The organism is Neorhizobium sp. LjRoot104 (assembly GCF_964253725.1).
GTDB lineage: Bacteria > Pseudomonadota > Alphaproteobacteria > Rhizobiales > Rhizobiaceae > Neorhizobium.
Window position 1 is genome coordinate 1437541 of record NZ_CAXURS020000001.1, and the last position, 26796, is coordinate 1464336.

The 26796-nt window shown below is 62.8% G+C and carries 26 protein-coding genes and 1 pseudogene; 21 read left to right on the top strand and 6 right to left on the bottom strand.

Annotation, left to right across the window (positions count from 1 at the left end; all coding sequences use genetic code 11):
• The first annotated feature begins 20 nt into the window (after window positions 1–20).
• From ACSQ8R_RS07375 to lipA, 4 genes are all read left to right on the top strand, one after another.
• Window positions 21–287 carry a YdcH family protein gene (locus ACSQ8R_RS07375; protein ID WP_436252753.1) on the top strand — a complete coding sequence of 89 codons (267 nt, stop codon included), beginning with the start codon at window positions 21–23 and terminating at the stop codon, window positions 285–287.
• Between the two features lie 92 nt (window positions 288–379).
• Window positions 380–1825: a dihydrolipoyl dehydrogenase gene (lpdA, locus tag ACSQ8R_RS07380; RefSeq protein WP_436252754.1), complete on the top strand. Its 1446-nt coding sequence runs from the start codon at window positions 380–382 to the stop codon at window positions 1823–1825.
• A gap of 183 nt (window positions 1826–2008) precedes the next feature.
• On the top strand, window positions 2009–2254 hold the full coding sequence (locus tag ACSQ8R_RS07385; RefSeq protein WP_436252755.1) for a GlsB/YeaQ/YmgE family stress response membrane protein: 246 nt from the start codon (window positions 2009–2011) through the stop codon (window positions 2252–2254).
• 37 nt (window positions 2255–2291) lie between these two features.
• Window positions 2292–3266, top strand: a complete 975-nt coding sequence (lipA, locus tag ACSQ8R_RS07390; RefSeq protein WP_436252756.1) for a lipoyl synthase — start codon at window positions 2292–2294, stop codon at window positions 3264–3266.
• A gap of 20 nt (window positions 3267–3286) precedes the next feature.
• Here lipA and ACSQ8R_RS07395 read toward each other — a convergent pair whose 3' ends face one another.
• On the bottom strand, window positions 3287–3472 hold the full coding sequence (locus ACSQ8R_RS07395; protein WP_037087239.1) for a hypothetical protein: 186 nt from the start codon (window positions 3470–3472) through the stop codon (window positions 3287–3289).
• 373 nt (window positions 3473–3845) lie between these two features.
• Between ACSQ8R_RS07395 and ACSQ8R_RS07400 the strand changes: the two are divergent.
• The 3 genes and pseudogenes from ACSQ8R_RS07400 to ACSQ8R_RS07410 all read left to right on the top strand — a co-directional run.
• Window positions 3846–4364: pseudogene (locus ACSQ8R_RS07400) on the top strand (AAA family ATPase); the annotation flags it as partial.
• Window positions 4365–4373: 9 nt separating this feature from the next.
• Window positions 4374–4829, top strand: a complete 456-nt coding sequence (locus ACSQ8R_RS07405) for a type II toxin-antitoxin system RatA family toxin (protein ID WP_436252757.1) — start codon at window positions 4374–4376, stop codon at window positions 4827–4829.
• Window positions 4830–4946: 117 nt separating this feature from the next.
• Entirely contained in the window at window positions 4947–5774 is an 828-nt protein-coding gene (locus tag ACSQ8R_RS07410) for a hypothetical protein (protein ID WP_436252758.1), read from the top strand.
• A gap of 90 nt (window positions 5775–5864) precedes the next feature.
• Here the strand turns inward: ACSQ8R_RS07410 and ACSQ8R_RS07415 are convergent, their stop codons facing one another.
• Window positions 5865–6362: a CinA family protein gene (locus ACSQ8R_RS07415; protein WP_436252759.1), complete on the bottom strand. Its 498-nt coding sequence runs from the start codon at window positions 6360–6362 to the stop codon at window positions 5865–5867.
• Window positions 6359–7579: a bifunctional 2-C-methyl-D-erythritol 4-phosphate cytidylyltransferase/2-C-methyl-D-erythritol 2,4-cyclodiphosphate synthase gene (locus ACSQ8R_RS07420; protein WP_436252760.1), complete on the bottom strand. Its 1221-nt coding sequence runs from the start codon at window positions 7577–7579 to the stop codon at window positions 6359–6361. The genes ACSQ8R_RS07415 and ACSQ8R_RS07420 overlap by 4 nt, the downstream gene beginning before the upstream one ends.
• A 158-nt stretch (window positions 7580–7737) precedes the next feature.
• On the opposite strand from ACSQ8R_RS07420, the gene dusB reads away from it, so the two are divergent.
• The 9 genes from dusB to hflX all read left to right on the top strand — a co-directional run bounded on the left by dusB (window position 7738) and on the right by hflX (window position 19258).
• A complete protein-coding gene (gene dusB, locus ACSQ8R_RS07425; RefSeq protein WP_436252761.1) occupies window positions 7738–8775 on the top strand; it encodes a tRNA dihydrouridine synthase DusB in 1038 nt (345 codons plus the stop codon).
• Complete coding sequence (locus ACSQ8R_RS07430) at window positions 8772–9920, top strand: two-component system sensor histidine kinase NtrB (protein ID WP_436252762.1); 1149 nt, start codon at window positions 8772–8774, stop codon at window positions 9918–9920. The genes dusB and ACSQ8R_RS07430 overlap by 4 nt, the downstream gene beginning before the upstream one ends.
• Window positions 9917–11368, top strand: coding sequence for a nitrogen regulation protein NR(I) (ntrC, locus tag ACSQ8R_RS07435; RefSeq protein ID WP_046606310.1), 1452 nt, complete (start codon window positions 9917–9919; stop codon window positions 11366–11368). The genes ACSQ8R_RS07430 and ntrC overlap by 4 nt, the downstream gene beginning before the upstream one ends.
• Window positions 11369–11589: 221 nt before the next feature.
• Window positions 11590–13863 (top strand): ATP-binding protein, encoded by a 2274-nt coding sequence (locus ACSQ8R_RS07440; protein ID WP_436252763.1) that lies wholly within the window; start codon window positions 11590–11592, stop codon window positions 13861–13863.
• On the top strand, window positions 13853–15217 hold the full coding sequence (gene ntrX, locus ACSQ8R_RS07445) for a nitrogen assimilation response regulator NtrX (protein ID WP_436252764.1): 1365 nt from the start codon (window positions 13853–13855) through the stop codon (window positions 15215–15217). Before ACSQ8R_RS07440 ends, ntrX begins: the two co-directional genes overlap by 11 nt.
• 3 nt (window positions 15218–15220) lie before the next feature.
• Window positions 15221–16597 carry a Trk system potassium transporter TrkA gene (gene trkA, locus ACSQ8R_RS07450; RefSeq protein WP_436252765.1) on the top strand — a complete coding sequence of 459 codons (1377 nt, stop codon included), beginning with the start codon at window positions 15221–15223 and terminating at the stop codon, window positions 16595–16597.
• 30 nt (window positions 16598–16627) lie between these two features.
• Window positions 16628–17491, top strand: coding sequence for a D-amino-acid transaminase (locus ACSQ8R_RS07455; RefSeq protein WP_436252766.1), 864 nt, complete (start codon window positions 16628–16630; stop codon window positions 17489–17491).
• A 107-nt stretch (window positions 17492–17598) separates the two neighbouring features.
• Window positions 17599–17841 carry an RNA chaperone Hfq gene (gene hfq, locus ACSQ8R_RS07460; protein ID WP_007757453.1) on the top strand — a complete coding sequence of 81 codons (243 nt, stop codon included), beginning with the start codon at window positions 17599–17601 and terminating at the stop codon, window positions 17839–17841.
• Window positions 17842–17884: 43 nt separating this feature from the next.
• On the top strand, window positions 17885–19258 hold the full coding sequence (gene hflX, locus ACSQ8R_RS07465; protein WP_436252767.1) for a GTPase HflX: 1374 nt from the start codon (window positions 17885–17887) through the stop codon (window positions 19256–19258).
• Between the two features lie 3 nt (window positions 19259–19261).
• Here hflX and ACSQ8R_RS07470 read toward each other — a convergent pair whose 3' ends face one another.
• Window positions 19262–19735 carry a nucleoside deaminase gene (locus tag ACSQ8R_RS07470; protein WP_436252768.1) on the bottom strand — a complete coding sequence of 158 codons (474 nt, stop codon included), beginning with the start codon at window positions 19733–19735 and terminating at the stop codon, window positions 19262–19264.
• A gap of 287 nt (window positions 19736–20022) precedes the next feature.
• Here ACSQ8R_RS07470 and ACSQ8R_RS07475 point away from each other — a divergent pair, with 287 nt between their 5' ends.
• Entirely contained in the window at window positions 20023–21042 is a 1020-nt protein-coding gene (locus ACSQ8R_RS07475; protein WP_436252769.1) for an acyltransferase family protein, read from the top strand.
• A 24-nt stretch (window positions 21043–21066) separates the two neighbouring features.
• On the opposite strand, the gene mazG is transcribed toward ACSQ8R_RS07475, so the two are convergent.
• Together mazG and ACSQ8R_RS07485 are read right to left on the bottom strand one after the other, a co-directional pair.
• Window positions 21067–21900, bottom strand: a complete 834-nt coding sequence (gene mazG / locus ACSQ8R_RS07480; RefSeq protein WP_436255401.1) for a nucleoside triphosphate pyrophosphohydrolase — start codon at window positions 21898–21900, stop codon at window positions 21067–21069.
• Window positions 21901–21924: 24 nt separating this feature from the next.
• Window positions 21925–22503, bottom strand: coding sequence for a nucleoside deaminase (locus ACSQ8R_RS07485; RefSeq protein ID WP_436252771.1), 579 nt, complete (start codon window positions 22501–22503; stop codon window positions 21925–21927).
• A gap of 233 nt (window positions 22504–22736) precedes the next feature.
• Between ACSQ8R_RS07485 and cysG the strand changes: the two genes are divergently transcribed.
• Genes cysG through ACSQ8R_RS07505 form a run of 4 tightly spaced genes read left to right on the top strand, consistent with a single transcriptional unit; the run spans window position 22737 to window position 26708 of the window.
• Window positions 22737–24185 carry a siroheme synthase CysG gene (cysG, locus tag ACSQ8R_RS07490; RefSeq protein WP_436252772.1) on the top strand — a complete coding sequence of 483 codons (1449 nt, stop codon included), beginning with the start codon at window positions 22737–22739 and terminating at the stop codon, window positions 24183–24185.
• 3 nt (window positions 24186–24188) lie between these two features.
• Window positions 24189–24503, top strand: a complete 315-nt coding sequence (locus tag ACSQ8R_RS07495; RefSeq protein WP_436252773.1) for a DUF2849 domain-containing protein — start codon at window positions 24189–24191, stop codon at window positions 24501–24503.
• Between the two features lie 21 nt (window positions 24504–24524).
• The gene (locus ACSQ8R_RS07500) at window positions 24525–26198 is read left to right on the top strand and encodes a nitrite/sulfite reductase (protein ID WP_436252774.1); all 1674 of its coding nucleotides are present in this window, start codon (window positions 24525–24527) and stop codon (window positions 26196–26198) included.
• Entirely contained in the window at window positions 26199–26708 is a 510-nt protein-coding gene (locus ACSQ8R_RS07505) for a DUF934 domain-containing protein (protein WP_436252775.1), read from the top strand. It begins immediately after the preceding gene.
• Window positions 26709–26796 lie beyond the last annotated feature (88 nt).

Consider the following 26796-nt stretch of genomic DNA (forward strand, 5'->3'; position numbering starts at 1 on the left):
ATCAGCATGGAGTGATAGAAATGTCGAGCACGCCACATCATCTTGCGGAAGAGTTTCCGGAATATCTCGTCCAGATGCGCCACCTGCGCGAAACGGACGGGCATTTTCACCGGATTTGCAGTGAATACGAGGATGTGAACCACGAGGTCCACAAGGCCGAGACAGGAATGGAACCATGCGACGATATCCGCATGGTCGAGCTGCGCAAGCGGCGGCTGGCCCTGAAGGACGAGATATACGGGATGCTGACGCGGGTGGAACCGGTCGTCGAAGAGACCGACGCCTGACACCGGAAAGGCCGGCGCTTCGCTCCCGAAGAAACAAAAGCAGGGCCTGCGGTCTATCCCGTGCCCGCTCAAAATCAAGGAGTGAAGCGCCTATGGCCAATGCTTACGACGTCATCGTTATCGGTTCCGGTCCGGGCGGCTATATCGCCGCCATCCGGGCATCCCAGCTCGGGCTGAAGGTCGCGGTCGTCGAGCGCGAGCACCTCGCCGGCATCTGCTCCAACTGGGGCTGCATCCCGACCAAGGCGCTGCTGCGCTCCGCCGACGTGATGCACACTGCGACCCACGCCAAGGACTACGGCCTGACGCTGGAAGGCACGATCAAGCCGGACGTCAAGGCGATCGTCGACCGCTCGCGCGGCATCGCCCACCGCATGAACAACGGCGTCGGTTTCCTGTTCAAGAAGAACAAGGTCGACATCATCTGGGGTGAGGCGAAAATCACCAAGCCCGGTGAAATCGTTGTCGGCAAGTCGACCAAGCCGGTCGTTCAGCCGCAGGGGCCGGTGCCGAAGAACACGCTCGGCGAGGGCACCTATACCGCCAAGCACATCATCATCGCCACCGGCGCCCGCCCGCGCGCGCTTCCGGGCATCGAGCCGGATGGCAAGCTGATCTGGACCTATTTCGAGGCGATGAAGCCGGAAGAGATGCCCAAATCGCTGCTGGTCATGGGCTCGGGCGCCATCGGCATCGAGTTCGCGAGCTTCTACCGCACCATGGGCGTCGAGGTCACCGTCGTCGAGATCATGAGCCAGGTCATGCCGGTCGAGGATGCGGACATCTCCGCACTCGCCAAGAAGCAGTTCGAGCGCCAGGGCATGAAGATCCTGCTCGAAGCCAAGGTCGCCAAGGTCGAAAAGGGCGCCAACTCGATCACCGCGACGATCGAACTCAAGGACGGCAAGACGCAACAGATCACCGCCGACCGGATGATCTCGGCGGTCGGCGTGCAGGCCAATATCGAAGGCATCGGCCTTGAGGCCGTCGGCGTCAAGACAGACCGCGGCTTCATCGTCATCGACGGTTACGGCAAGACCAACGTGCCGGGCGTCTACGCCATCGGCGATGTCGCCGGCCCGCCGCTGCTCGCCCACAAGGCCGAACATGAGGCGGTCATCTGCGTCGAGAAGATCGCCGGCCTGCCCAACGTCCACCCGATGGATAAGCTGAAGATCCCGGGCTGCACCTATTGCAATCCGCAGGTTGCCTCGGTCGGCCTGACGGAAGCCAAGGCGAAGGAGCAGGGCCGCGATATCCGCGTCGGCCGCTTCCCGTTCGTCGCCAACGGCAAGGCTATCGCGCTCGGCGAAGACCAGGGCCTCGTCAAGACGATTTTCGACAAGAAGACCGGCGAACTGATCGGCGCCCACATGGTCGGTGCCGAAGTCACCGAACTGATCCAGGGCTTCGTCGTCGCCATGAACCTGGAGACGACGGAAGAGGACCTGATGCATACGATCTTCCCGCATCCGACCATTTCCGAAACGATGAAGGAAAGCGTGCTGGATGCCTATGGCCAGGCGCTGAATGCGTAACAGGCTCTGCATTGCTCGCTGCCCGCGTTTGGGATGGATGGGGATGTGCCCCATCCGCCGTCATCCTCATCCTCGGGTTTAACCCGAGGATGACGGTTTAGGTGGGGCCGGCCTGTCCATCAATATTGCGAACGGGCGAGTGGTCGCCCATATCTTTCGAACTTGGTTTTTACGGAGTTTTTCATGCAGGTAGGTTGGATTGCGGCGATCATCATCGGCGGCCTGGCGGGTTGGCTCGCCGGCAAGCTGATGGATGTCCGTTTCGGCATTTTCATGAATATCGTGATCGGCATAGTCGGCGCGGTGCTCGCCAACGGCATCTTCAACCGGCTCAACATCCATGTTGCAGACGGATGGCTGGGTTACCTGGTTGCAGGTTTCATCGGCTCCTGCATTTTGCTATTTGTCGCCAAGCTCGTCAGGCGTTGACGAAACCCGCGTTCCAAGCGGTTGAAAGCAGGTAACTATGGTCACCATTCTCGACACGATCGCATCCGGCGATGAAAAGCGCGTCCGTCACCCGGAAAAGGCGCATCGTCCCGACCAGGAAGTGATGCGCAAGCCCGAATGGATCCGCGTTCGTGCGCCGGTCTCCAGGGGCTACCAGGAAACCCGCGCGATCGTGAAGGAAAACAAGCTGGTGACGGTCTGCGAGGAAGCGGGCTGCCCCAATATCGGCGAGTGCTGGGACAAGAAGCACGCCACGTTCATGATCATGGGCGAGATCTGCACCCGCGCCTGTGCCTTCTGCAATGTCGCGACCGGCAAGCCGAACGCGCTCGACATGGACGAGCCGGAAAACGTCGCCAAGGCCGTCAGGCAGATGGGCCTGTCGCACGTTGTGATCACCTCCGTCGACCGCGACGACCTGGCGGATGGCGGCGCCGAGCATTTCGAAAAGGTGATCTGGGCGATCCGCGCCGCGTCGCCGGCAACGACGATCGAGATCCTGACGCCAGACTTCCTGAAGAAGCCCGGTGCGCTGGAGCGCGTCGTCGCCGCCAAGCCGGATGTCTTCAACCATAATATGGAAACTGTGCCGGGCAACTATCTGACGGTGCGGCCTGGTGCCCGCTATTTCCACTCCGTCCGGCTGCTGCAGCGGGTGAAGGAGCTGGATCCGACCATGTTCACCAAGTCGGGCATCATGGTGGGGCTCGGTGAGGAGCGCAACGAAGTGTTGCAGTTGATGGACGATCTGCGTACCGCGGACGTCGATTTCCTGACGATCGGCCAGTATCTGCAGCCGACCCGAAAACACCACAAGGTAGAAAGCTTCGTCACCCCGGACGAGTTCAAGTCCTACGAGACGGTGGCCTATGCAAAGGGTTTCCTGATGGTGTCGTCGAGCCCGCTGACCCGGTCTTCGCATCATGCCGGCGACGATTTCGCACGTCTGAAGGCTGCGCGCGAGAAGAAGGTCCTGGCTGCCGCCGAGTAGGGCGGCACCCGGTTCCAGGCTTATTCGGCTGCCTGGATCTTTTCGCTCTTGTCCTGGCCGCGTCTTCTTTCGCGCAGCGTGAACCTGTGGCCACGCGCTTCCGCCTTAGCCATTTCAATAAGATAGACGAGCATGGGGAGCTGGTTCATGTCTGCAAGCTGCTTTGCGGATTCGAGCAGCTTTATCATCTGCGAGAAATCGTCCATGGATGCCTCTTTCGGCTGCGCCCGTCTGTTGTCGGTTGATTATACCAATTGTACGCGCACTTGCGACTCTGGATCACTACAACCGAATGGATGCTACGTTAAATCTTATTAATCTGAATGCCATCTGTCATCAACAAATGACCTGTGGTTGAATCAATCACTCTGAGGTCCGTGTCAACGCTCCGTCACGATCACATTCGGCGATCTCTATAGCCCCGTCCGATTGGCATTGAAATCCTCCTGTCGTCATCGGCAGTTACCACCAGTCACGATACCGAGAGCCTGATTCACGGGAGAGCATGATGGATATGGAATCCGGCGTGAATGCGATCCGTTACGTGGGAATTGCGCAAGCGGCAGACAAGATCCCCATGCCGACCGAATTCTGGTCGTCGGCTGTTCCGGTGACGGCAAATCGACGCTGTCGCAGAAGATCGCCGATCGTTTCGGGCTGCCTTACACGTCGATCGACCGGGATGTCCTGTGGCTGCCGGGCTGGGTGCAGCGAACCAAGAACGAGCAGCTCCGCCTCATCAGGGAACTGATAGCCCAGGATCGCTGGATCATGGACGGCACCAACCCCTCGACCTTCGATATCCGCGTGCCGCGCAGCGAAATCGTCCTCTGGGTGCGGATGCCGCGCCTCCTCAACGTCTGGGGCATCCTCAGCCGCTGGATGCGACATCTCGGCCGCACCCGCCCGGAAATGGCGCCCGGTTGCCCGGAGAAGATGGAGTGGCAATTTTTACGGTTCGTCTGGACCTGGGAGCAGAAATTCGCGCCGCGAGTCCTTGCCGGGCTGGAGAAGCACGCAGGCGACAAACCGGTTCTGGTGTTGAAATCCCGTCGGGAAATGCGCGATCTTCTTGATCTTCTCAGATCCCGCGCTTAACTCGGGATCATGCCAAAGTTCGAAATCCGCCGTCCCGTCAAGCACAGCGCTGAAAAGATGTACGCGCTCGTAGCCGACGTCGAAAAATATCCACAATTCCTGCCGCTCTGCGAAGAGCTGACCGTACGTTCCTCCAAGGAGCGCGACGGCAAGACGCTTTTGGTCGCCGACATGACCGTCGGCTACAAGGCGATCCGTGAGACCTTCACCACCCAGGTCCTGCTCAATCCCGCCGAGCGGATCATCGACGTGAAATATATCGAGGGACCGTTCAAATATCTCGACAACCGCTGGAGCTTCGAGCCGGCGGCGGACGGCACCGCGAATTCCTGCACGGTGCATTTCTACATCGACTACGAGTTCAAGAGCATGATCCTCGGCGCCCTGATGGGCTCGATGTTCGATCGAGCCTTCCGCATGTTCGCGGAAGCCTTCGAGACCAGGGCGGACAAGATCTACGCCTGAGCCGCCTGGGACTACCGGTTTTCTTCTGACCGACATATGCCCCCTGGCGAAACAGCGCTCACTCTTGCGAAGCCCTTCGCTCTGATGGATAGTCTCCTCATCGCAGGGGAGGCTGGCATGGCAGGACATCTCTCACGCATGATGTGGCCGGTGTTTCCGGCTGCGCTCCTGGCGATGCCCGCCGGTGCGGCCGATCTCTCGAAGCTTCGCCAGCCCGGCGCATACGTGATCCTGTCGGACAGCCAGGGCAAGGCGATCAGCGGGGCATACTGGCTATCGCCGGAGCTCAAGTTCGTCGTCCATTCCGAAGACGCCGCGACGCCGGCCATGGGTGTTTTCGTCGATCGGGAAATGTTTCCGCGCCGGATCGCGCAGTTCGAAATCTTCCTGAACGTGCGCCTGACCTATGATCCAGAGCCGGGCTCGCTGCCGGTCGGCAAGGTCGGCCAGATCAGGCAGACCGAAAAACTTCCCAATTCCGACCCGAAGACCTCCCTGCTGGCATTCGCAACCACCGGCATTGTCTCGTCGAAGCTGCAGGACATCGACATCGTCAGCCGCAGCTACGGCGTCGATGGCGACCAGTTCGGCGTTCCCGGCCGCAAGACCGGCGAACGCGTCCATATCGAGCCCCTGGATATCGATCTCTCGGCAGCCGACGCGGCCAGGGTAGCCGCGGTCGAAACCGGCGAGGCGTTGAGCAGCCTGGATTTTCATATGCTTTACGTCACGCGCGCGCTTCCCTCTGCTCTGAAGGTCGTGAAGTGTTTCGAGGAGGTCCGGGCAAGCGCCCAGTTTCAGACGGCGGCGAAGAAGCTGCGCGAAACGATGGATCAGTGGATGGCGACCACCTTCATGATCGGCGGCAAGACATGGTGGGATCGCGACAAGGTCAGTCCGGAAGATTTCGGGCCGGATGTCGCTTCGCTCTGCCCGGATCCTTGATGGGCGACGCCGGAATTGCCGGTCAGCGTGCCGGCAAGACCTCCCGTCGGCGGGCGGCTAGTTCAGGCCAGTCTGCGGCCGGATCCTCGGTCAGCATGCGGCCTCCACCAGCATTTCCAGCGCAGTCCTGACGGTCGCCAGCCTCACCTCGGTTCGGCCGATATCGCCGTAGCGCATTTCCCGGCGCAGGATTTTCCCCGAGCGGCTTTTCGCAGCCAGATGCACCAGCCCGACCGGCTTTTCCGCCGATCCGCCGCCGGGTCCCGCGATCCCGGTCACCGCAACCGCCACGGCGGCTTGTGACCGATAAAGCGCACCATGCACCATCTGCAGCGCCGTTTCCCTCGACACCGCCCCATGCGTCGCCAGAGTGGCGGCGGTTACCCCGAGCATGTCCACCTTCGCCTGGTTCGTATAGGTGACGAAACCGCGGTCGACGACGGCGGACGAGCCCGAGATCTCCGTCAGCGCCCCTGCGATCAGCCCGCCGGTGCACGATTCGGCAGTCGCGACCATCAGCCCGCGCGCCGTGAAATCCGCAACGATCTTCCGGGCCAGGTCTTCGACATCGGCGGGAAACAGGCTCACGCGGCGTCCCCGCGATAAACGACGGTCGCCGTGGCGATGGCGGCAATACCCTCGCGGCGGCCGATGAAGCCGATCTTCTCGTTGGTGGTCGCCTTGACCGAGCAGCGGTCGAGCGAAATGGCGAGGATCTCGGCGAGGTTTTCGCGCATCGCCTGGCGGTGCGGGGCGATCTTGGGGGCTTCGGCGATCAGCGAGATATCGGCGTTCATGATCGTGCCGCCATGTTCGCGGACGATCTTTGCCGCATGGTCGAGGAAGATCTTTGACGCCGCGCCACGCCACTGCATGTCCGAGGGCGGAAAATGGTCGCCGATATCGCCGGCACCGCAGGTGGCAAGCAGCGCGTCGGTCAATGCATGCAGCGCGACGTCCGCATCCGAATGGCCGCTGAGCTTCTGGTCGTGCGGAATGAACACGCCACAGAGTGTCACCCCGTCGCCGGGCTCCAGCTGATGCACGTCATAGCCGTTGCCGGTTCGCACGTCGGGGAGGGTGGTCGAGGCCCCGTTCTGCGAGAGTTTTTCGTCGGCCATGGCGATGTCCCGCTTCACGGTGAGTTTGATATTGTCGACCGATCCTTCCACCAGCGTTACCGGCAGGCCGGCCCATTCGGCGATCGAAGCATCGTCAGTGAAATCCTCCCGGCGCAAAGCCGCCGCCTTTTCATGGGCGGTGCGGATCTCGGAGAGAAGAAAGCTCTGCGGCGTCTGGGCTGCATAGAGCCCGGCGCGCGGCACTGTTTCGTGCACCAGCCCGTCGGAACCGCGTCGCTTCAGGGTGTCGCTGACCGGAACGGCCGGCAGCACGCCGTCCCGTCCCTCGTCGAGCGCCTGCGCCACCCGCTCGAGCACGCCGTGGTCGATAAAGGGTCGCGCCGCATCGTGGATCATCACGTGGGTGGCCTCGGTGCCGGAAAGGGCGCGGAGGCCTTCATAGACCGAGCGCTGCCTCGTTTCTCCGCCGAACGTGGTGATCACGCCGCCCGCTCCCCTGAGGCCGACGGTCGCCGCCGCGAACAGCGCTTCGTCGTCCGGATGGATGACGACGACGATCGGGCCGCTGCGGGGCCAGGTCAGAAACCGTTCGAGCGTATGGGCAATGACCGGTCTGTCGCCGATCCGCCGATACTGTTTGGGGCCGTCCTCACGAGAGCCGGCCCGTTCCCCGCGGCCTGCGGCGACGATGACGATACCGATTGTCTTGGAACCGATTGTCATGGATTTGTCGTCCCCGACCCGTAATTCGTTTTGGATTGACAGGCGCAGAACTATAGGACCAAAAGCCTGAATTCCAGCACGCCGCTCAAAAATAACGCAGTTCCGGAATTGCTCTTGGCAAACGCCCGAGACCTGAATAAAAATAGTGCAACTACCTCATGTGCCCGAAAGATCATCATTTGAGTTTTCAAGATCTCGCCAAGCCTTTTCAGATCGGGCCTGTCGCCATTCGCAATCGCGTCGTCCTGGCACCGATGTCCGGCGTCACCGATCTGCCGTTCAGGCAGCTTGCCTGGCGCTATGGAGCCGGGCTCGTGGTGACGGAAATGGTCGCCAGCGGTGAACTCATTCTCAACCGCGGCGAATCATGGGCGCGGCTCAAGGGCGCCGGCATTTCGCCGCACATGGTCCAGCTTGCCGGCCGCGAGGCGCAGCCGATGGCGCAGGCCGCCAGGATCGCCGCCGATAACGGCGCCGACATCATCGACATCAACATGGGTTGCCCGGCCAAGAAGGTAACGGGCGGTTATTCGGGCTCGGCGCTGATGCGCGATCCGGATCACGCGCTGTCGATGATCGAGGCGACAGTCAACGCCGTCAACGTGCCGGTGACGCTGAAGATGCGGCTTGGCTGGGATGAAAATTCCATCAATGCGCCCGAGATCGCCCGCCGCGCCGAACAGGCGGGCATCCAGCTGGTGACCATCCACGGCCGCACCCGCATGCAGTTCTACGAGGGCAGGGCGGACTGGGATGCGATCCGCCGGGTGCGTGAGGCGATCTCCATCCCGCTGATCGCCAATGGCGACGTCGAATCGCCCGAGGATGCTCAAGGTATCCTTTCGCGTTCCGGCGCCGATGCGGTCATGGTCGGCCGCGGTGCTCAGGGGAGGCCCTGGCATGTCGGCTGGCTCGCCGGCCACGCCGCGCCATCTCGGGCTGAGATCGCCGATCTGGTCATCGAACACTACGAGGCGATGCTGGAACTTTACGGCCGAGAGGCCGGCCTCCGGCATGCGCGAAAACAGCTCGGCTGGTATCTCGATCGCTACGCGAGCGACCTGCCCGTCTCAGAAAAGGCTGCCATCATGATTTCGAAAGACCCGGCCGATGTGTCGCGCCGGATGACTGCAGCGCTCGGCGGCCAACCTATCGACGCCAGAAAGCCCGCCGCCGCTCGGAAGGAGGCCGCATGAGCAAGTCCCAGGCGCCGGATGCCGCGATGGGCAATGCGCTCGCCATGGCGGTCCTCAACTCGGTGCAGAACCCGGTGATCCTGGTGGATGCGGCCGGCAAGGTCGCGTTCGCGAACTGGGAGGCGGAGGCCTTCTTCGGCGCCAGCGCTCCCCATCTCGCCAAGAACAAGATCTCCACCTTCATTCCCTTCGGCAGCCCGCTGCTCGCCCTGATCGACCAGGTGCGCGAGCGCAAGGCTCCCGTCAACGAATACCGCGTCGACCTGTCTTCGCCGCGTCTCGGCCAGGACAAGCTGGTCGATCTCTATGTCGCGCCCGTGGTCAGCGAACCGGGCTCGGTGGTCGTCGTCTTCCAGGAACGGTCGATGGCGGACAAGATCGACCGCCAGCTCACCCATCGCGCCGCCGCCCGTTCGGTGACGGGTCTGGCCTCCATGCTCGCCCACGAGATCAAGAACCCGCTGTCGGGCATCCGCGGCGCCGCCCAGCTTCTGGAAAGCGTCGTTCCCGACGACGACCGGGCGCTGACCCAGCTGATCTGCGACGAGACCGACCGCATCGTCTCCCTGGTCGATCGTATGGAAGTGTTCTCCGACGAGCGCCCCGTCGATCGCGTGCCGCTGAACATCCATTCGGTGCTCGATCACGTAAAGGCGGTCGCCAAGGCCGGTTTTGCCCGCAACATCAAGATTTCCGAAATGTACGACCCGTCGCTGCCGCCGGTCTTTGCCAACCGCGACCAGCTCGTTCAGGTCTTCCTCAACCTCATCAAGAATGCGGCCGAAGCCGTCGGCGACCAGCCGGACGGCGAAATCATGCTGACCACCGCCTATCGCCCCGGCATCAAGCTGTCGGTCGCCGGCACCCGGGACAAGATTTCCCTGCCGCTCGAATTCTGCGTCATCGATAACGGACCCGGCGTTCCGACCGATCTCGTGCCGCATCTCTTCGATCCCTTCATCACCACCAAGACGAACGGCTCGGGCCTCGGCCTGGCCCTGGTCGCCAAGATCATCGGCGGCCATGGCGGCATCGTCGAATGCGACAGCCAGGCGCGCCGGACGATATTCCGTGTTCTGATGCCCATGCACAAGGAAGAGGCCATGGACGGCCGCGCCTTGAACTCCACAGGAAACGTTAAATGACTGCCACGATCCTTGTCGCCGACGACGACGCGGCCATCCGCACCGTGCTGAACCAGGCCTTGACCAGGGCAGGCTACGAAGTGCGCATCACCTCCAATGCCGCCACCCTGTGGCGCTGGATTTCGGCCGGCGAGGGCGACCTCGTCGTCACCGACGTGATCATGCCCGACGAGAACGCCTTCGACCTGTTGCCGCGCATCAAGAAGGCGCGGCCCGAGCTGCCGGTGCTCGTCATGAGCGCCCAGAACACCTTCATGACCGCCATCAAGGCGTCTGAGAAAGGCGCCTACGACTACCTGCCAAAGCCATTCGACCTGACCGAGCTGATCGCCATCATCGGCCGGGCGCTCGCCGAGCCGAAGCGCAAGCCCGCCCGCCTCGACGACGACATGCAGGACGGCATGCCGCTGGTCGGCCGTTCCGCCGCCATGCAGGAAATCTACCGCGTGCTCGCGCGTCTGATGCAGACCGACCTGACGCTGATGATCACCGGCGAGTCCGGTACCGGCAAGGAACTCGTCGCCCGCGCGCTCCACGATTACGGCAAGCGCCGCAACGGTCCGTTCGTGGCCATCAACATGGCCGCCATCCCGCGCGACCTGATCGAATCGGAACTCTTCGGCCATGAGAAGGGCGCGTTTACCGGCGCCCAGAACCGCTCCACCGGCCGTTTCGAACAGGCCGAGGGCGGCACGCTTTTCCTCGACGAGATCGGCGACATGCCGATGGACGCCCAGACGCGTCTGCTGCGCGTCCTGCAGCAGGGCGAATACACGACCGTCGGCGGCCGGACGCCCATCCGCACCGACGTGCGCATCGTCGCGGCCACCAACAAGGATCTGAAGCACCTGATCAACCAGGGGCTTTTCCGCGAGGACCTCTATTACCGCCTCAACGTCGTGCCGCTGCGCCTGCCTCCGTTGCGCGACCGTGCCGAGGACATTCCGGATCTGGTGCGCCACTTCATGCAGATGGCCGAGAAGGAAGGGCTTGATGCCAAGCGTTTCGACAGCGAAGCGCTGGATCTGATGAAGGCCTATGCCTGGCCGGGCAACGTGCGCGAGCTGGAAAACCTGGTTCGCCGCCTGATGGCGCTTTATCCCCAGGAGGTCATCAGCCGCGAGATCATCGAATCGGAGCTGCGTTCGGATGTTCCCGACAGCCCCATCGACAAGATGGGTACCCGCAGCGGTTCGCTCACCATCGCGCAGGCCGTGGAAGAAAACATGCGCACCTATTTCGCGAGCTTCGGCGAAAACCTGCCGCCGCCGGGCCTCTACGATCGGGTCCTGACGGAGCTGGAATATCCGCTGATCCTGGCGGCCCTGACCGCCACCCGCGGCAACCAGATCAAGGCGGCCGATCTCCTCGGCCTCAACCGCAACACGCTGCGCAAGAAGATCCGGGAACTGGGCGTCTCGGTCTACCGCAGCTCTCGTGGCGCCTGAAGGTTAGTTTCTTCCCGACTGCTTGACACCATCCGCTCATCGTTGCATTTTCGCCACATTGCGTTGCTTAAAGGTCACGCAGGGTTTGGTGAAGGCTCGACGGAGTGGCGGCCGTTGATGGGGTAGGGCCAGCCCTTTTCTGGAAAGTGGCTGTCGCTTCGCCCGGTCTGACCGGGTTGGATCGATCTCCCGCGAGGGTTTTGGGGATCGGAGTGGATTCGATGACGGAAGGCGAAACAGCGCCGATGGCCGAAGACGAGCCAGCGGTGTCAGTGCAGGATCGGCGCGCGTCGTTCGCGCTTCCCGGCCTTCTGCTCGCCGGCGGAGCCCTGATCTGCGCGTCGGTGACGCTGTTCATCCTGCTCGGCCTGACGCCGATCGCCCCGACCACCAATGTCGTGATCGCCTCGGCGGCCCTGAATTCGCTGTTCATCCTCGGGCTCATGTATCTGATCGCCCGCGAGATCGTCCGGTTGGTGAAGGCGCGCAACCGCGGTCGTGCCGCCGCCCGCCTGCATGTCCGCATCGTCGTGCTGTTCTCGATCGTGGCGATTACGCCGGCGGTCCTGGTGGCAATCTTCGCCAGCCTGACGCTCAATGTCGGCCTCGACCGCTGGTTCTCGCTGCGCACCCAGTCGATCGTGCAGTCCTCGCAGGACGTCGCCCGCGCCTACATGCTCGAGAACGCCAGCTATCTCCAGGGCCAGACCGTGTCGATGTCGAACGACCTCGAGCGCAACCGGCCGATGTTCTATCTCGACCGGACAGGGTTCGTGGAGCTGATGACCCGCCAGGCGCGCGGTCGCGGCATGCTCGGTGCGTTCCTGGTGCGCGAGGACGGACAGGCGATCGTCCAGGCCGACATCAAGACGGAAAAGCCGCTGCCGGCGATCCCCGAGGACGCGCTGAAGACGGCGGCGGCCGGCCAGCCGACGCTGATCCCGCCGGGCGTCACCAACCTCGTCGGCGCCGTCATCAAGCTCGACGCCATCCCGGGTTCCTATCTCTATACCATCCGCGCCGTCGATCCGAAGGTCATCTCGGCGATGCGGCTGATGGAGGAGAACACCGCCGAATACCAGGCGATGGAGGCCGGCCGCACCTCGCTGCAGATCGCCTTTGCCGTGCTTTATCTCGGTTTTGCGCTGATCGTGCTGCTCGCGGCGATCTGGACGGCGATCGCGGTCGCCGACCGTATCGTCCGGCCGATCCGGCTGTTGATCAGCGCCGCCGACAGCGTGGCGACCGGCAATCTCAACGTCGTCGTGCCGGTGCGCGCCGCCGATGGCGACGTCGGCAGCCTGTCGCGCACCTTCAACAAGATGATTTCCGAAATCCGCAGCCAGCGCGACGAGATCCTCGAAGCCAAGGACGAGGTGGACGACCGCCGCCGTTTCATCGAGGCGGTGCTGTCAGGCGTCACCGCCGCCGTCATCGGCGTCGAGGAAGACCGCCGCATCACCATCGTCAATCCGTCGGCGGAGCATTTCCTCGGCGTTCCCGCCGAACAGCTGATGGGCGAGAAGCTGCAGGATGTCGCGCCTGAGATCGATAACGTCCTCACCGAGGCGCGCAGCAGAGCCCGCGGCGAGTTCCGCAAGCAGGTGAACCTGATACGCGGCGGCAAGGAGCGGACGCTGTCGGTCCAGGTCACTCGCGAGGAACAGCGCGCCGCCCATGACAGCTACGTCGTGACCCTCGACGATATCACCGATCTCGTCATCGCCCAGCGCTCGACCGCCTGGGCGGATGTAGCCCGCCGCATCGCCCACGAGATCAAGAACCCGCTCACCCCGATCCAGCTGTCCGCCGAGCGCCTGAAACGTCGTTACGGCAAGCAGATCGCCGAGGACGATCGCGCCGTCTTCGACCAGTGCACCGATACGATCGTGCGTCAGGTCGGCGATATCGGCCGGATGGTCGATGAGTTTTCCTCCTTTGCCCGCATGCCCAAACCCGCCAAGGAGGAGGCCGACCTGCGCGATATCCTGCGCGACGCGATCTTCCTGCGCGAAATGGGCACCACCCATGTGGATTTCATCCGCGAGCTCGGCGACGAGCCGCTGAAGGGCATGTTCGATGCGCGCATGCTCGGCCAGGCCTTCGGCAATCTGATCAAGAACGCCGTCGAGGCGATCGAGGCGGTGCCGAGCGATCAGGAGCGCGACGGCCGCAAGGTCAAGGTGCGCTCGGTCTACGATGAGGCCAGCGACACCTATGTGGTCGACATCATCGACAACGGCAGCGGTCTTCCGACCGAAAACCGGCACCGCATTCTGGAGCCCTACATGACCATGCGCGACAAGGGCACGGGTCTGGGGCTCGCCATCGTCAAGAAGATCATTGAAGAACACGGCGGGCAGCTCGAACTGCACGATGCTCCCGCCGATTTCGATCATGGCAAGGGCGCCATGATCAGGGTGCTGCTGCCGCATCTTGAACAGGTGGCGGTGCCGGGAACGGATAATAACAAGGAATTGGCTTATGGCGTCTGATATTCTGGTCGTAGATGACGAGGCGGATATCCGCGATATCGTTTCAGGTATTTTGTCCGATGAGGGCCATGAAACCCGCACGGCGCACGACAGCGATAGCGCTCTGGCGGCGATATCCGATCGCGTGCCGCGTCTGGTTTTCCTGGATATCTGGATGCAGGGCTCCAGGCTCGATGGTCTGGCGCTGCTCGACGAGGTCAAGAGCCGGCATCCCGATCTGCCCGTCGTGATGATCTCCGGCCACGGCAATGTCGAGACTGCGGTGTCGGCGATCAAGCGCGGCGCCTTCGACTTCATCGAAAAACCGTTCAAGGCCGACCGGCTGATCCTGATCGCCGAGCGGGCGCTCGAAAACTCCAAGCTGAAGCGCGAGGTGACCGAACTCAAGAAGCGCACCGGCGACGCGGCCGAACTGGTCGGCACGTCGGTCGCCGTCTCGCAGCTCCGCCAGACGATCGAGAAGGTGGCGCCCACCAACAGCCGCGTCATGATCCTCGGCCCCTCCGGCTCCGGCAAGGAACTCGTCGCCCGCATGATCCACAAGCGTTCTTCACGCGCGGCCGGTCCCTTCGTGGCGCTGAACGCCGCGACGATCACGCCCGACCGCATGGAGATCGCGCTGTTCGGCACCGAAGGCGGCCCCGGCCAGGCCCGCAAGATCGGCGCGCTGGAAGAGGCCCATCGCGGCATCCTTTATCTCGACGAGGTCGGCGAAATGCCGCGCGAGACGCAGAACAAGATCCTGCGCGTGCTGGTCGACCAGCAGTTCGAGCGGGTCGGCGGCTCCAAGCGCGTCAAGGTCGATGTCCGCATCATCTCGTCCACAGCCTACAATCTCGAAAGCCTGATCGCCGACGGTTCGTTCCGCGAAGACCTCTACCATCGTCTGGCCGTCGTGCCGGTCAAGGTGCCCGCACTGGCCGAGCGCCGCGAGGACATTCCGTTCCTCATCGACATGTTCATGCGCCAGATTTCCGAACAGGCCGGCATCCGACCCCGCAAGATCGGCGAGGATGCCATGGCGGTCCTGCAGGCCCATGACTGGCCGGGCAATATCCGCCAGCTGCGCAACAATATCGAACGGCTGATGATCCTCGCCCGGTCCGACGGCCCGGATTCGCCGATTTCCGCCGACATGCTGCCGACCGATCTTGGCGACATGCTGCCGAAGGTCTCCGCCAAGGGCGACTACCACATCATGACGCTGCCGCTGCGCGAAGCCCGCGAGATGTTCGAGCGCGACTACCTGATCGCCCAGATCAACCGTTTCGGGGGCAACATTTCCCGCACCGCGGAATTCGTCGGCATGGAGCGCTCGGCACTCCACCGCAAGCTCAAATCGCTCGGTGTTTGACCTATGAAGGTAATCATCTGCGGCGCGGGACAGGTGGGCTACGGCATTGCCGAACGGCTGTCTCAGGAGGACAATGACGTCTCCGTCATCGATACCTCGGCGACGCTGATCGCGGCGATCACCGAGACGCTCGACGTCAAGGGTTACGTCGGCCACGGCGCACATCCAGACATGCTGGAAAAGGCAGGCGCCGAAGACGCCGACATGATCATCGCGGTGACGCTCTACGACGAGGTCAACATCGTTGCCTGCGAAGTTGCGCATGCCCTGTTTTCCGTGCCCACCAAGATCGCCCGTATCCGAGCCCAGAACTATCTGAAGCCGGAATATGCCGATCTCTTCAGCCGCCAGAACATGTCGATCGACGTGACGATCTCTCCGGAGATCGAAGTCGGCAAGATGGTGCTGCGACGCATTTCCTTTCCCGGTGCAACCGACGTGGTCCGCTTCGCCGACGATCACATCGCCATGGTGGCGATCGAGTGCATGGAGGATTGCCCGGTCGTCGCCACGCCGCTGCATCAGCTCTCGGACCTCTTTCCGGACCTGATGGCGACGGTTGTGGGGATATTCAGGGGCGGCGTCCTGACCGTCGCCCGTTCCGTCGATCAGCTCGAAGTGGGCGATCTCGCCTATGTCATCTGCCAGCGCGAACACATCCGCCGCACGCTCGGCCTGTTCGGCCACGAGGAACAGGAGGCGCGCCGCATCATAATCGCCGGCGGCGGCAATATCGGCTACTACGTCGCCCGAACCATCGAGGAACACCAGCCGAGGACGCGGCTGAAGATCATCGAGAGCGACCGCGAGCGGGCGCTGGTCGTCTCCGAAAAGCTGCGCAACACGATCGTGCTGCACGGTTCGGCGCTCGACCAGAACATTCTGACCCAGGCCGATATCCAGGATACCGACCTGATGATAACCCTCACCAACAGCGACCAGATCAATATCCTCGGCGCGGTCCTCGCCAAATCGCTCGGCTGCAAGTCGAACCTCGTGCTGATCAACTCCACGTCTTTCCATCAGGTCACCCACGCGCTCGGCATCGATGCGCAGATCAATCCGCGCGCGGTGACGATCTCGCGCGTGCTGCAGCATGTCCGCAAGGGCCGCATCCGCTCGGTCTATGCGGTGCAGAACGGGGCGGCCGAGATCATCGAGGCAGAGGCGTTGGAAACGTCGCCGCTGGTCGGCCGGCCGTTCCGCGAGCTCGACCTTCCGGACGGCATCCGCGTCGGCGCCATCTACCGCGGCGAGGCTGTCATCCGCCCGAACGGCGACACCAAGATCAAGGCGCGCGACCGGGTGGTGCTCTTTGCCGCCGCCGAAGCCGTGCGCCATGTGGAACAGCTTTTCCGGGTTTCCATCCAGTATTTCTGACCAGCGCTCCCGAAAGAGCAGGGGATATCGATGTCGAGAATTGCCTATGTGAACGGACAATATGTTCGCCATTCCGAAGCCGCGGTGCATGTGGAAGACCGCGGTTTCCAGTTCGCAGACGGCGTCTACGAGGTCTGCGAAGTGCGCCACGGCATGATCGTCGATCTGACCCGCCACCTGAACCGCCTCGACCGGTCGCTCAGCGAACTGAGGATGGCCGCCCCGATGGGGCGCGCGGCGCTCACCTTCGTCATCCGCGAAGTGCTCCGCCGCAACCGGGTCAGCAACGGCATCTTCTACCTGCAGGTGACCCGCGGTGCCGCCCGCCGCGATCATTTCTTCCCCGCCGAAGGCACACCGCCGACCATCACGATCACCGCCAAAAGCACCGATCCCGCTGTCGCCGCCAAGAAATATGCCAATGGCATCAAGGTTATAACCCTCCCTGAGAACCGCTGGGACCGCGTCGATATCAAGACGGTCGGCTTGTTGCCGAACGTGCTCGCCAAACAGCAGGCGAAGGAAGCAGGCGCGCAGGACGCCATCTTCATCGACCGATCCGGCATCGTCATGGAAGGCGCCTCCTCGAACGTATGGATCGTCACGCGGGATGGCGAGCTGGTCACCCGGCCGGCCGAACACGGCATCCTCAAGGGAATCACCCGCACGACGCTCATCGATGTCGCCAAGAAACTCGGCCTGACGGTCGTGGAGCGCGAGTTCGGGACGGAAGAGATGCTGGCGGCCCGCGAGGTGTTTTTCACCTCCGCCACCGGGATCTGCGTGCCCATCGTCGAAATCGACAACAAGCCGGTCGCCAACGGCCATCCGGGCACCGTGTCGTCAAGTATTCGCGACACCTTTTTCGACGTTGCGGAAAAGACAGCGATTTGATAGTCAAACATCGGGGAAGGGAAAGCACGGGGCGCTTTCCGGTCGTCTTTTATCAAGCTTGATCATGATCCCGGCTATCGGCCGGCAAAAAAGAAAGAAGCGGCGCTATGGCGGAACGTTCTCAGAACCTGCAGGATTTATTTCTCAATACCGTTCGCAAGCAGAAGATTTCCCTGACGATCTTCCTGATCAACGGGGTCAAGCTGACGGGTGTCGTCACCTCTTTCGACAACTTCTGCGTCCTGCTTCGCCGTGACGGCCACTCTCAGCTCGTGTATAAGCACGCGATCTCGACCATCATGCCGGGCCAGCCCATGCAGATGTTCGAAACTGAAGAGAACGCGGCCTAACAGGACAGAACAGATTTCAAATCGCGATACTTCCAACGAATCCATGGTCCCGGAGTCTGAAAAGCGCCGGGACGATATGCGCGCGCTCGTCATCGTGCCGGTTCTCAAGCAGTCGAGATCGAAGGCGGGGCAGGGCGACTCAAGCCAGGCACCCGCACCGCAGCGCTCCAACGAAGCCCGCCTCGAAGAGGCGATCGGCCTTGCCAAGGCGATTGACCTGGAGATCGTACAGGGGCTGATCGTGCCGATCAGCCAGCCGCGCCCGGGAACGCTGATGGGCTCGGGCAAGATCGAGGAGATCAAGGCGCTGCTCGACGAGCACGATGCCGGCCTCGTCATCGTCGATCATCCGCTGACCCCGGTTCAGCAGCGCAATCTCGAAAAGGAATGGCAGGCCAAGGTCATCGACCGCACCGGTCTGATCCTCGAAATCTTCGGCCGCCGCGCCTCCACCAAGGAGGGCACGCTGCAGGTCGATCTGGCGCATCTGAATTACCAGAAGGGCCGCCTGGTCCGCAGCTGGACCCACCTTGAACGCCAGCGCGGTGGCGCGGGCTTCATGGGCGGCCCCGGCGAAACCCAGATCGAGGCCGACCGCCGGCTGCTTCAGGAACGCATCGTCAAGCTGGAGCGCGAGCTCGAACAGGTGGTGCGCACCCGCCAGCTTCACCGCGCCAAGCGGCGCAAGGTGCCGCATCCGATCGTGGCACTGGTCGGCTACACCAATGCCGGCAAGTCGACGCTGTTCAACCGCATCACCGGCGCCGGCGTGCTGGCCGAGGACATGCTGTTTGCCACCCTCGACCCGACGCTTCGCCGCATGAAGCTGCCGCATGGCCGCACCGTCATCCTCTCCGATACGGTCGGTTTCATCTCCGACCTGCCGACCCATCTGGTCGCCGCCTTCCGCGCCACGCTGGAAGAAGTGCTGGAAGCCGATCTCGTCCTGCATGTGCGCGACATGTCCGATCCGGACAACGCCGCCCAGGCCGGCGATGTGATGCGCATCCTTGCCGATCTCGGCATCGACGAGAAGGAAGCGGCCAAGCGCATCATCGAGGTCTGGAACAAGATCGACCGGCTCGACCCGGAAGCCCATGAGGCGATCGCCGAGCGCGCCGCCGGCCGCGAAAACGTCATGGCCGTATCGGCGATTACGGGCGAGGGCGTCGAGCCCCTGATGGACGAGATCTCCAGGCGCCTCTCAGGCGTGCTCACCGAAACCTCGATCACCATTCCGCCGGAAAAGCTTGGCCTCGTCTCCTGGATCTACAGCAATTCCGTCGTCGATGGCCGCGAGGACAACGAGGACGGGTCCGTCACCCTGGACGTCCGTATGTCCGAAGCCGAGGCCGCCGAACTGGAGCGCAAGCTCGGCAACGGCCCGAAACAGGGCAAGGAAGACTGGGAACGATAGGCTTCAGGCCTTGCCCAGATGCTTCGGCCAGAATTCCTGATGGACTTCGGCGGCTTCGTCTTCGAGGTTCGTCGGGCCGACCACAGTGACGGTGCGCGCGCCGGTTTGCAGAACCGCCCGGCTCGGCACGTTCAACCCGATGCCGGCGATCTCGCCAAGCCGCGTTTCCGAGCACGCAAACACCATGCGCCCGATGCCCGACCAGTAGATCGCCCCGGAGCACATCGCGCAGGGCTCCGTGCTGGTATAGAGCGTGCAGTCAGCGAGAAAGGCAGTGTCGTTGTGCTGTGCAGCCAGTTTAATCAGGTTCATCTCGGCGTGGTTCGTCATGTCATGGCCGGTGAAGACGCTGTTTTCGGCGCGCAGGATGACCTCGCCGTCCTTTACCAGCAACGAGCCAAATGGTTCGTCGCCGCGGTCCATCGCGGACCTCGAGAGAGCAATCGCCTCGCGCAAAAACGGCTCGTGGTTTTCCATCGGAACCTCCCCGGATATTAGAGCAAAGATGACTTTGTCTTGAATCGAGGAGATTTCCAAGGGCTGCACATCAGCTTCAGGTCGGCGATCTGCCCTGCCGCCACCGTCATCTTCCGACTCTGATCGACGAGTCCTCAGCCCAAGGGCGGCGCCTCCCACGCGGCCTTGGTGCCGAACTGGTTGCCGCTGCCATCATCTTGCCGGTTTTTTGCAGTGCAAAAAGAGCCGTGGACGACGACCGGGATTCTTGCAGTATCATCGCGAGGCCGGCGAGGATGGTTTTCGTAATGATGCAAACGCAGCCGCACGAAGAGACCGGAAGACACCTGGATTATCTCGACGGATGGCGAGGGATTGCGGTCATCGTCGTGATCCTCGGCCATTTCTGGCTGGATGATTTCAAGCCGGGCGTCAGTACGTTCGGCGTTGACCTGTTCTTCGTTCTGTCCGGCCGGCTGATGGCGGAAATCCTGTTCGTCAGGCGGGCAGAATTGCCGACCTTCTTTTTCCGGCGTTTCTCGCGAATCTATCCGGCTCTCTTCGCATTCGTGGTCATCACGACCCTTGCCTTCCAGGGTACCGAGATTTCGCACGGCCCTACCGCGGCATTACTGGCCCTGACATTCACGCTGAACTACGCCATGGTCTATGCCCACCCGGTGGCGTTGCTGGATCACCTCTGGTCGCTCTGCGTCGAGGAACATGCCTATATTCTTCTGGCGGGCGTCGCGTTCCTGTCGCGCCGCAGACTGTTTCCGGTCGGGGCTCTGATCGTCGCCCTCGGCGCTGCCGCAATGCTGAACGGCATCATCCGCACGGAACTCGGCGCAAGCGTTCTCTATACCCACTGGCGTAGCGACGTCTCCGTCGCGGGCATATTCCTGGCCGGCGGCCTCTGGCTGTTTCTCCGCAAGCGCCAAGCCCCGTGGTGGGTGTCGCCGCTGGCGCTGCTGATTGCGGTCGTAGCGAAGGGAATGCCTTTCCAGGTCATCTCCTTCGGCCTGTCGACCGCCATGCTGGCGCTATCGATCACCACGATCGACAGCGCGGCCCCGGTTTTCCGCAAGGTCCTGTCCGCCAAGGTCCTCACCTATGCCGGACTATGGTCCTTCTCGCTTTATCTGTGGCAGCAGCCCTTCTACAAGCTCTACCGCGAAGGCGCGGCGCCAACCCCTTTGCTGCTTCTGGCCGCCCTCGCGACCGCACTCGCCAGTTTCTATCTCGTGGAAAAGCCGGCCCGAAGGGCGCTCAACCGCCTCTTCCAGAACCGGGCAGGGAAGGTCGCCACCGCCGGCCGAATAGCCTGACGGCTCGGCCGATCTGAACGCCCATCAGCCGATCTGCCGCTCGATCGCCTTGGCTGCCTGCCAGAGCTCCTCCATGCGCTCAAGGGTTGCGTCTTCCAGCGTCTGACTCGACTTTTCAAGCGAAGTCTCGATGTAATTGAACCGACGCCGGAATTTCGTATTCGTGCCTCGAAGGGCCTCTTCCGGATCGGCCTTCACATGCCGGCCGATATTGACCAGCGCGAAGATCAGGTCCCCGAGTTCATCGGCGACCTTGTCCTGGCTGCCGTCACGCAGCGCCTCGCGCAGTTCGCCGATCTCCTCCTCGATCTTGTCGAGGATCGGTTCGGCGGCCGACCAGTCGAAGCCGACCTTTGCCGCCCGCTGCTGCAGCTTCAGCGCCTCCGTCAGCGCCGGCTGGGCGCGGTGGACGGAGCCGAGATAACCGGCCTTGAAATCCTCGGTTACCCCGCGCCGTGCCCGTCGTTCGGTCCGCTCGCGCTTTTCCTCCGTCTTGATATCGTCCCATTGCAGCTTCACCGCGTCCGGCGTCGCCGCATCCGAGACGGCGAAGACATGCGGATGCCGCCGGATCATCTTTCTGGTGATGGCCTGCACCACGTCGCCGAAGGCAAATTCGCCGGCCTCTTCCGCCATGCGGGCATGAAAGACCACCTGCAGCAGCAGGTCGCCCAGCTCCTCGCAGAGATCGTCCATGTCGTTGCGCTCGATCGCGTCGGCCACTTCATAGGCCTCCTCGATCGTATAGGGCTTGATGGTCGAAAAATTCTGCTCGAGGTCCCAGGGGCAGCCGGTGACCGGGGTGCGCAATGCAGCCATGATCTCGATCAGCCGCGAAATATCCTTCGATGCTTCCATCATCTTGTCCTTCAATGCCGGATGTCAGGCGAGCGGAATGTCGTTCTTGTCCTTGCCGGACTGGTAGACGCCGGAAAGCCCGTCATAGCGCGCCTTGATCCGGGCCGTCCGGGTCTTGAGGTCGGTGCGGAGCGGCTCGTCTTCGCTCTCGATGAGATCGGCAAGCGCGTGGGAATGCCAGAAGGCATTATTGCGCCTGTAGCCGCCGGGCTCCAGCCCGAACACCTCTTTGAGGATTTTCAGGTCGTGGGGAATGGCGAAGGCATCGCGCGAATCCTCGTGGCTGAAAAAGTAGTAGAAATTGTCAAACCCGGCCCAGGTGATCGCCGACATGCACATCGTGCACGGTTCGTGAGTCGAGAGGAAAATCAGGTCCTTGGTCGGAAGTTCTCGCGTGGTTTCATAGAAGCGCTTCAGCGTATGCACTTCGCCGTGCCAGAGCGGATTTTCAAGCTCGTTATTGGTCTCGGCAATCACCAGCGACAGGTCGGATTTTTTGAGGATCGCCGCGCCGAAAACCTTGTTGCCGGCGGCGACGCCCTGTTCGGTCAAAGGCAGGATGTCGTTTTCGATGACGTCGAGAAGGCGGGCGGCGATTGTCATGGGAGCTCTTTATTACGGGTGTCCAGGCGGTTTATGGCTCCGAACGAGCGGATCGGGGCAAAAACACTTTAGTCTACAGAAACACTGGAGAAATATCGTCCGCGGTGGCTTTTGCTCAAGAACCGGTTGATCGTAAAACAGAAATACCGGCTCGCAATCCACTTTGCATATCCATTCCTTCAATTCAGGTGCCTTATTGTGGATATTGCAGTTATATGATTCAGGATAGCCGCATGTCTCCAAGCCAACAACGCCTGTCGGTCTTCCCGGCCTTCTTCCGCGTCAGCGGACGGAGCGTTGTGGTGTTTGGCAATGGTGACGAAGCCTATGCCAAGGCGCGGCTGTTGCGCAACACCGATGCGGACATCGTCGCTTGCGCCTCGGCGCCGGAGCCGGACTATGCCCGCTGGCTGGCCGCCGAAGGCATCGAGACCGTGCAGGAGGATTTGTCGCCGGACCGCATCCTGGGGCAGGTCAAGGGCGCCGTCATGGTGTTCGCCGCGACCGGCGATGCCGAACTCGACCGCGCGATCGTTTCTGCCGCCCGCGCCGAGAAGGTGCCCGCCAATGCTGTCGATCAACCCGATTTCTGCGATTTTTACACGCCGGCCCTCGTCAATCGCGCGCCGGTCGCGATCGCCATCGGTACGGAAGGTGCCGGCCCGGTTCTTGCCCAGATGATCCGCGCCCGCATCGACCAGATGCTGTCGCCGTCGCTCGGTGTGCTGGCAAGGCTTGCCGCCGAATATCGCGATGCCGCCGAACGTCTGGTGCCGCGCGGCGTGTCGCGCCGCATCTTCTGGCGCCGGTTCTTCTCCGCCGATGTCGCGGACGCCGTCGATGCCAACGATATCGCCACCGCGCGCCGCTCCGCCAATGCGCTTCTGTCGACCACGGGCCGCGCTGCGGGCCATATCTGGCTGGTCGGCGCCGGCCCGGGTGCCGAGGATCTGTTGACGCTGCGCGCCCAGCGCGTGCTGATGGAAGCCGATGCGATCGTCTATGACGCGCTGGTGCCGCAGGCGATCGTCGACATGGGCCGCCGCGATGCCGAGCGCCTGTCGGTCGGCAAGCGCAAGAACTGCCATTCGAAATCCCAGGACGAGATCAACAGGCTGCTGGTCAGGCTCGGCCGCGAAGGTAAGCGCGTCGTGCGCCTGAAGTCCGGCGATCCGCTGGTTTACGGCCGCGCCGGCGAGGAAATGGCGGCGCTGCGCGAAGCCGGCGTGACTTACGAGATCGTGCCGGGCATCACATCCGCCTTTGCCGCCGCCGCCGATTTCGACCTGCCGCTGACGCTGCGCGGCGTCGCCTCGTCGCTGATCTTCACCACCGGCCATGACCTGACCGGCGATATCCTGCCCGACTGGGCAAGCCTTGCCATTTCCGGCGCCACCATCGCCGTCTATATGGGTCGCACGGTCGCCGCCTCCGTCGCCGAACGCCTGATGGGCGCCGGTCTCGCGCCGGAAACCACCGTCGCGGTGATCGAGAATGCCAGCCGTTCCGACCGCCGGCTTTTCCACGGGGTCCTGAGCGAACTGCCGGATCTGGAAGCCCGCGACGATCTTTCCGGCCCGGTCATGGTGATTATCGGCGAAGCCGTGGCCGGTGCGAATTTCAAGAAGTCCGAACCGCTTTCCGCCGGGAAGGTTCTGGTTCGCGAGGAAATGGGACTGTAGAAGATGACCGACAAGGTTCTGACCGCCAACCGCCTGTCCGACGGCATCGCCGTCTGGCTCGACGCGAATGGCCATTGGGTGGAAGACCTGCAGGACGCGATCGTCGCCCGCCATGCGGAGGCCGTGGCCTCGCTGGAGGCGATCGGCAAGCGCGATTTTGCCGAGAACCGCGTGGTTGACGTCGCCGTCATCGACGTGCAGGAGCAGGACGGCAAGCTCTGGCCTCTGCGCCTTCGCGAGCGCATCCGGGCCCAGGGCCCGACCATGGAATATGCTGCCGGATATCGCGCCGCCGATCCGGCTTTTATCGCAGTCTGATACCGAAAGTTCGGGGAAGTCATGTACCGTTACGACGAATTCGACCACGCTTTTGTTTCGAGCCGCGTGGAGCAGTTCCGCGATCAGGTCGGCCGCCGGCTTTCCGGCGAGCTGGCGGAGGATGCCTTCAAGCCGCTGCGCCTGATGAACGGCGTCTATCTCCAGCTGCACGCCTACATGCTGCGCGTCGCGATCCCCTATGGAACGCTGAATGCCAAGCAGATGCGGATGCTCGCCCATATCGCCCGCAAATACGACCGCGGTTACGGCCATTTCACCACCCGCCAGAACATCCAGTACAACTGGCCGAAACTCTCCGACACGCCGGATATCCTCGCCGAGCTCGCCAGCGTCGAGATGCACGCGCTGCAGACCTCGGGCAACTGCATTCGCAATGTCACCGCCGACCATTTCGCCGGTGCTGCCGCTGATGAGGTCGCCGATCCGCGTCCGTACGCCGAAATCCTGCGCCAGTGGTCCTCGGTCCACCCGGAATTTTCCTTCCTGCCGCGCAAGTTCAAGATCGCCGTCACTGGTGCCGAGCGCGACCGCGCCGCGATCCAGGTGCATGACATCGGCCTGCACCTGAAGAAGAACGAGGCCGGCGAAATCGGCTTTGCCGTCTATGTCGGCGGCGGGCAGGGCCGTACCCCGATGATCGCCAAGAAGATCAAGGATTTCCTTCCCGAGGAAGACCTGCTTTCCTACACGACCGCGATCATGCGCGTGTACAACCTGCATGGCCGCCGCGACAACAAATACAAGGCGCGCATCAAGATCCTCGTCCACGAGACGGGTGCCGAGGAACTGGCCCGCCAGGTGGAGGAGGAATTCTCCCACCTTCAAGGCACCGAACTGAAGCTGCCGGAGAAAGACATCCAGGCAATCACCGCCTATTTCGCGCCGCCGGCTCTGCCGGACCGTGCCGAAGGCTGGCCGCAGCTCGCCGGCTGGAAAAAGGCCGACGAAAATTTCGCCCGCTGGATTGACCAGAACGTCAAGCCGCACAAGCACCCAGACTACGGCATGGTGACGATCTCGCTGAAGCCGATCGGCGGCATTCCGGGCGACGCCTCCGACGTGCAGATGGACGCGATCGCCGACCTGGCGGAAGAGTTCGCCTTCGACGAGATCCGCATCAGCCACGAGCAGAACGTCATCCTGCCGCATGTGGCGCTGGCCGATCTCGAGCCGCTCTACCGGGCGCTGGTGGCGCAGAACCTGGCGACCGCCAACGCCGGCCTGATTACCGACATCATTGCCTGTCCGGGGCTCGACTATTGCGCGCTGGCGAACGCCCGTTCGATCCCGCTTGCGCAGGAAATCTCCACCCGGTTCGGCGCGGCCGAGCGTCAGGCGGAGATTGGTGAGCTGAAGATCAAGATCTCCGGCTGCATCAATGCGTGCGGCCATCACCATGTCGGCCATATCGGTCTCCTGGGCGTCGAGAAGAAGGGCGCCGAGCTCTATCAGATCACGCTTGGTGGTTCCGGCGACGAGCATACCTCGATCGGCGAGATCATCGGCCGCGGTTTCGAGCCGAACAAGGTGACCGACGCCGTCGAGACGATCGTCGATACCTATCTCGGCCTTCGTGAGAGCAAGGAGGAGACCTTCCTGGAAGCCTATCGCCGCGTCGGGCCGCAGCCTTTCAAGGATGCGCTCTATGGCGACGCCAAGGCGGAGGCCGCGTAAATGACCCGTATCTGGAGAGAAACCGGCTTCGTCGAGAACGACCCCTGGGTGATCGAGACCGAGGAGCTGAAGGCGACCGAGGACCAGAAGGCGCTGCTGCCGCTCGACGAGATGATCGCAAGGGCCGAGGAGAGCAACGATGTCGGCCTCGGCGTGCTGATCCGCCCGGCGGACGACGTGCGCAAGCTCGAACCCTATCTTTACCGCATCGAGATCGTCGCGGTGGATTTCCCGGCCTTCAACGACGGCCGGGCCTTTTCGCATGCCTCGCTGCTGCGCGACCGGCTGGGCTACAAGAACGAGCTGCGGGCGGTCGGCGACGTGCTGATCGACCAGGTGCCGCTGATGTTGCGCTGTGGCATGGACAGTTTTTCGGTGAAGAACGCCACGGCGCTGAAACGGCTCGGAGAGGGCCGGTTGCCGGGCATCGCCGAGCACTACCAGCCGACGGCCCGCCACGCCGAAAAGGGCGAGGGCTATAGCTGGCGCCGCCGGACAGTGACCGCCTGAGGCCGGGGACGACCCGCCGAAAGGCGAATTTCCCGCACGTATTTTCCCGAGGGGCCGCGACAAAGGCACGCAGATGCCTTCAAATGCG

Excerpts from the sequence above, each read along its gene's own strand:
- ACSQ8R_RS07375 (WP_436252753.1), top strand. The coding sequence starts at position 21 with ATGTCGAGCACGCCACATCATCTTGCGGAAGAGTTTCCGGAATATCTC.
- lpdA (WP_436252754.1), top strand. The coding sequence starts at position 380 with ATGGCCAATGCTTACGACGTCATCGTTATCGGTTCCGGTCCGGGCGGC.
- ACSQ8R_RS07385 (WP_436252755.1), top strand. The coding sequence starts at position 2,009 with ATGCAGGTAGGTTGGATTGCGGCGATCATCATCGGCGGCCTGGCGGGT.
- lipA (WP_436252756.1), top strand. The coding sequence starts at position 2,292 with ATGGTCACCATTCTCGACACGATCGCATCCGGCGATGAAAAGCGCGTC.
- ACSQ8R_RS07395 (WP_037087239.1), bottom strand. The coding sequence starts at position 3,472 with ATGGACGATTTCTCGCAGATGATAAAGCTGCTCGAATCCGCAAAGCAG.
- ACSQ8R_RS07405 (WP_436252757.1), top strand. The coding sequence starts at position 4,374 with ATGCCAAAGTTCGAAATCCGCCGTCCCGTCAAGCACAGCGCTGAAAAG.
- ACSQ8R_RS07410 (WP_436252758.1), top strand. The coding sequence starts at position 4,947 with ATGGCAGGACATCTCTCACGCATGATGTGGCCGGTGTTTCCGGCTGCG.
- ACSQ8R_RS07420 (WP_436252760.1), bottom strand. The coding sequence starts at position 7,579 with ATGACAATCGGTTCCAAGACAATCGGTATCGTCATCGTCGCCGCAGGC.
- dusB (WP_436252761.1), top strand. The coding sequence starts at position 7,738 with ATGTGCCCGAAAGATCATCATTTGAGTTTTCAAGATCTCGCCAAGCCT.
- ACSQ8R_RS07430 (WP_436252762.1), top strand. The coding sequence starts at position 8,772 with ATGAGCAAGTCCCAGGCGCCGGATGCCGCGATGGGCAATGCGCTCGCC.
- ntrC (WP_046606310.1), top strand. The coding sequence starts at position 9,917 with ATGACTGCCACGATCCTTGTCGCCGACGACGACGCGGCCATCCGCACC.
- ACSQ8R_RS07440 (WP_436252763.1), top strand. The coding sequence starts at position 11,590 with ATGACGGAAGGCGAAACAGCGCCGATGGCCGAAGACGAGCCAGCGGTG.
- ntrX (WP_436252764.1), top strand. The coding sequence starts at position 13,853 with ATGGCGTCTGATATTCTGGTCGTAGATGACGAGGCGGATATCCGCGAT.
- trkA (WP_436252765.1), top strand. The coding sequence starts at position 15,221 with ATGAAGGTAATCATCTGCGGCGCGGGACAGGTGGGCTACGGCATTGCC.
- ACSQ8R_RS07455 (WP_436252766.1), top strand. The coding sequence starts at position 16,628 with ATGTCGAGAATTGCCTATGTGAACGGACAATATGTTCGCCATTCCGAA.
- hfq (WP_007757453.1), top strand. The coding sequence starts at position 17,599 with ATGGCGGAACGTTCTCAGAACCTGCAGGATTTATTTCTCAATACCGTT.
- hflX (WP_436252767.1), top strand. The coding sequence starts at position 17,885 with ATGGTCCCGGAGTCTGAAAAGCGCCGGGACGATATGCGCGCGCTCGTC.
- ACSQ8R_RS07470 (WP_436252768.1), bottom strand. The coding sequence starts at position 19,735 with ATGGAAAACCACGAGCCGTTTTTGCGCGAGGCGATTGCTCTCTCGAGG.
- ACSQ8R_RS07475 (WP_436252769.1), top strand. The coding sequence starts at position 20,023 with ATGATGCAAACGCAGCCGCACGAAGAGACCGGAAGACACCTGGATTAT.
- mazG (WP_436255401.1), bottom strand. The coding sequence starts at position 21,900 with ATGGAAGCATCGAAGGATATTTCGCGGCTGATCGAGATCATGGCTGCA.
- ACSQ8R_RS07485 (WP_436252771.1), bottom strand. The coding sequence starts at position 22,503 with ATGACAATCGCCGCCCGCCTTCTCGACGTCATCGAAAACGACATCCTG.
- cysG (WP_436252772.1), top strand. The coding sequence starts at position 22,737 with ATGTCTCCAAGCCAACAACGCCTGTCGGTCTTCCCGGCCTTCTTCCGC.
- ACSQ8R_RS07495 (WP_436252773.1), top strand. The coding sequence starts at position 24,189 with ATGACCGACAAGGTTCTGACCGCCAACCGCCTGTCCGACGGCATCGCC.
- ACSQ8R_RS07500 (WP_436252774.1), top strand. The coding sequence starts at position 24,525 with ATGTACCGTTACGACGAATTCGACCACGCTTTTGTTTCGAGCCGCGTG.
- ACSQ8R_RS07505 (WP_436252775.1), top strand. The coding sequence starts at position 26,199 with ATGACCCGTATCTGGAGAGAAACCGGCTTCGTCGAGAACGACCCCTGG.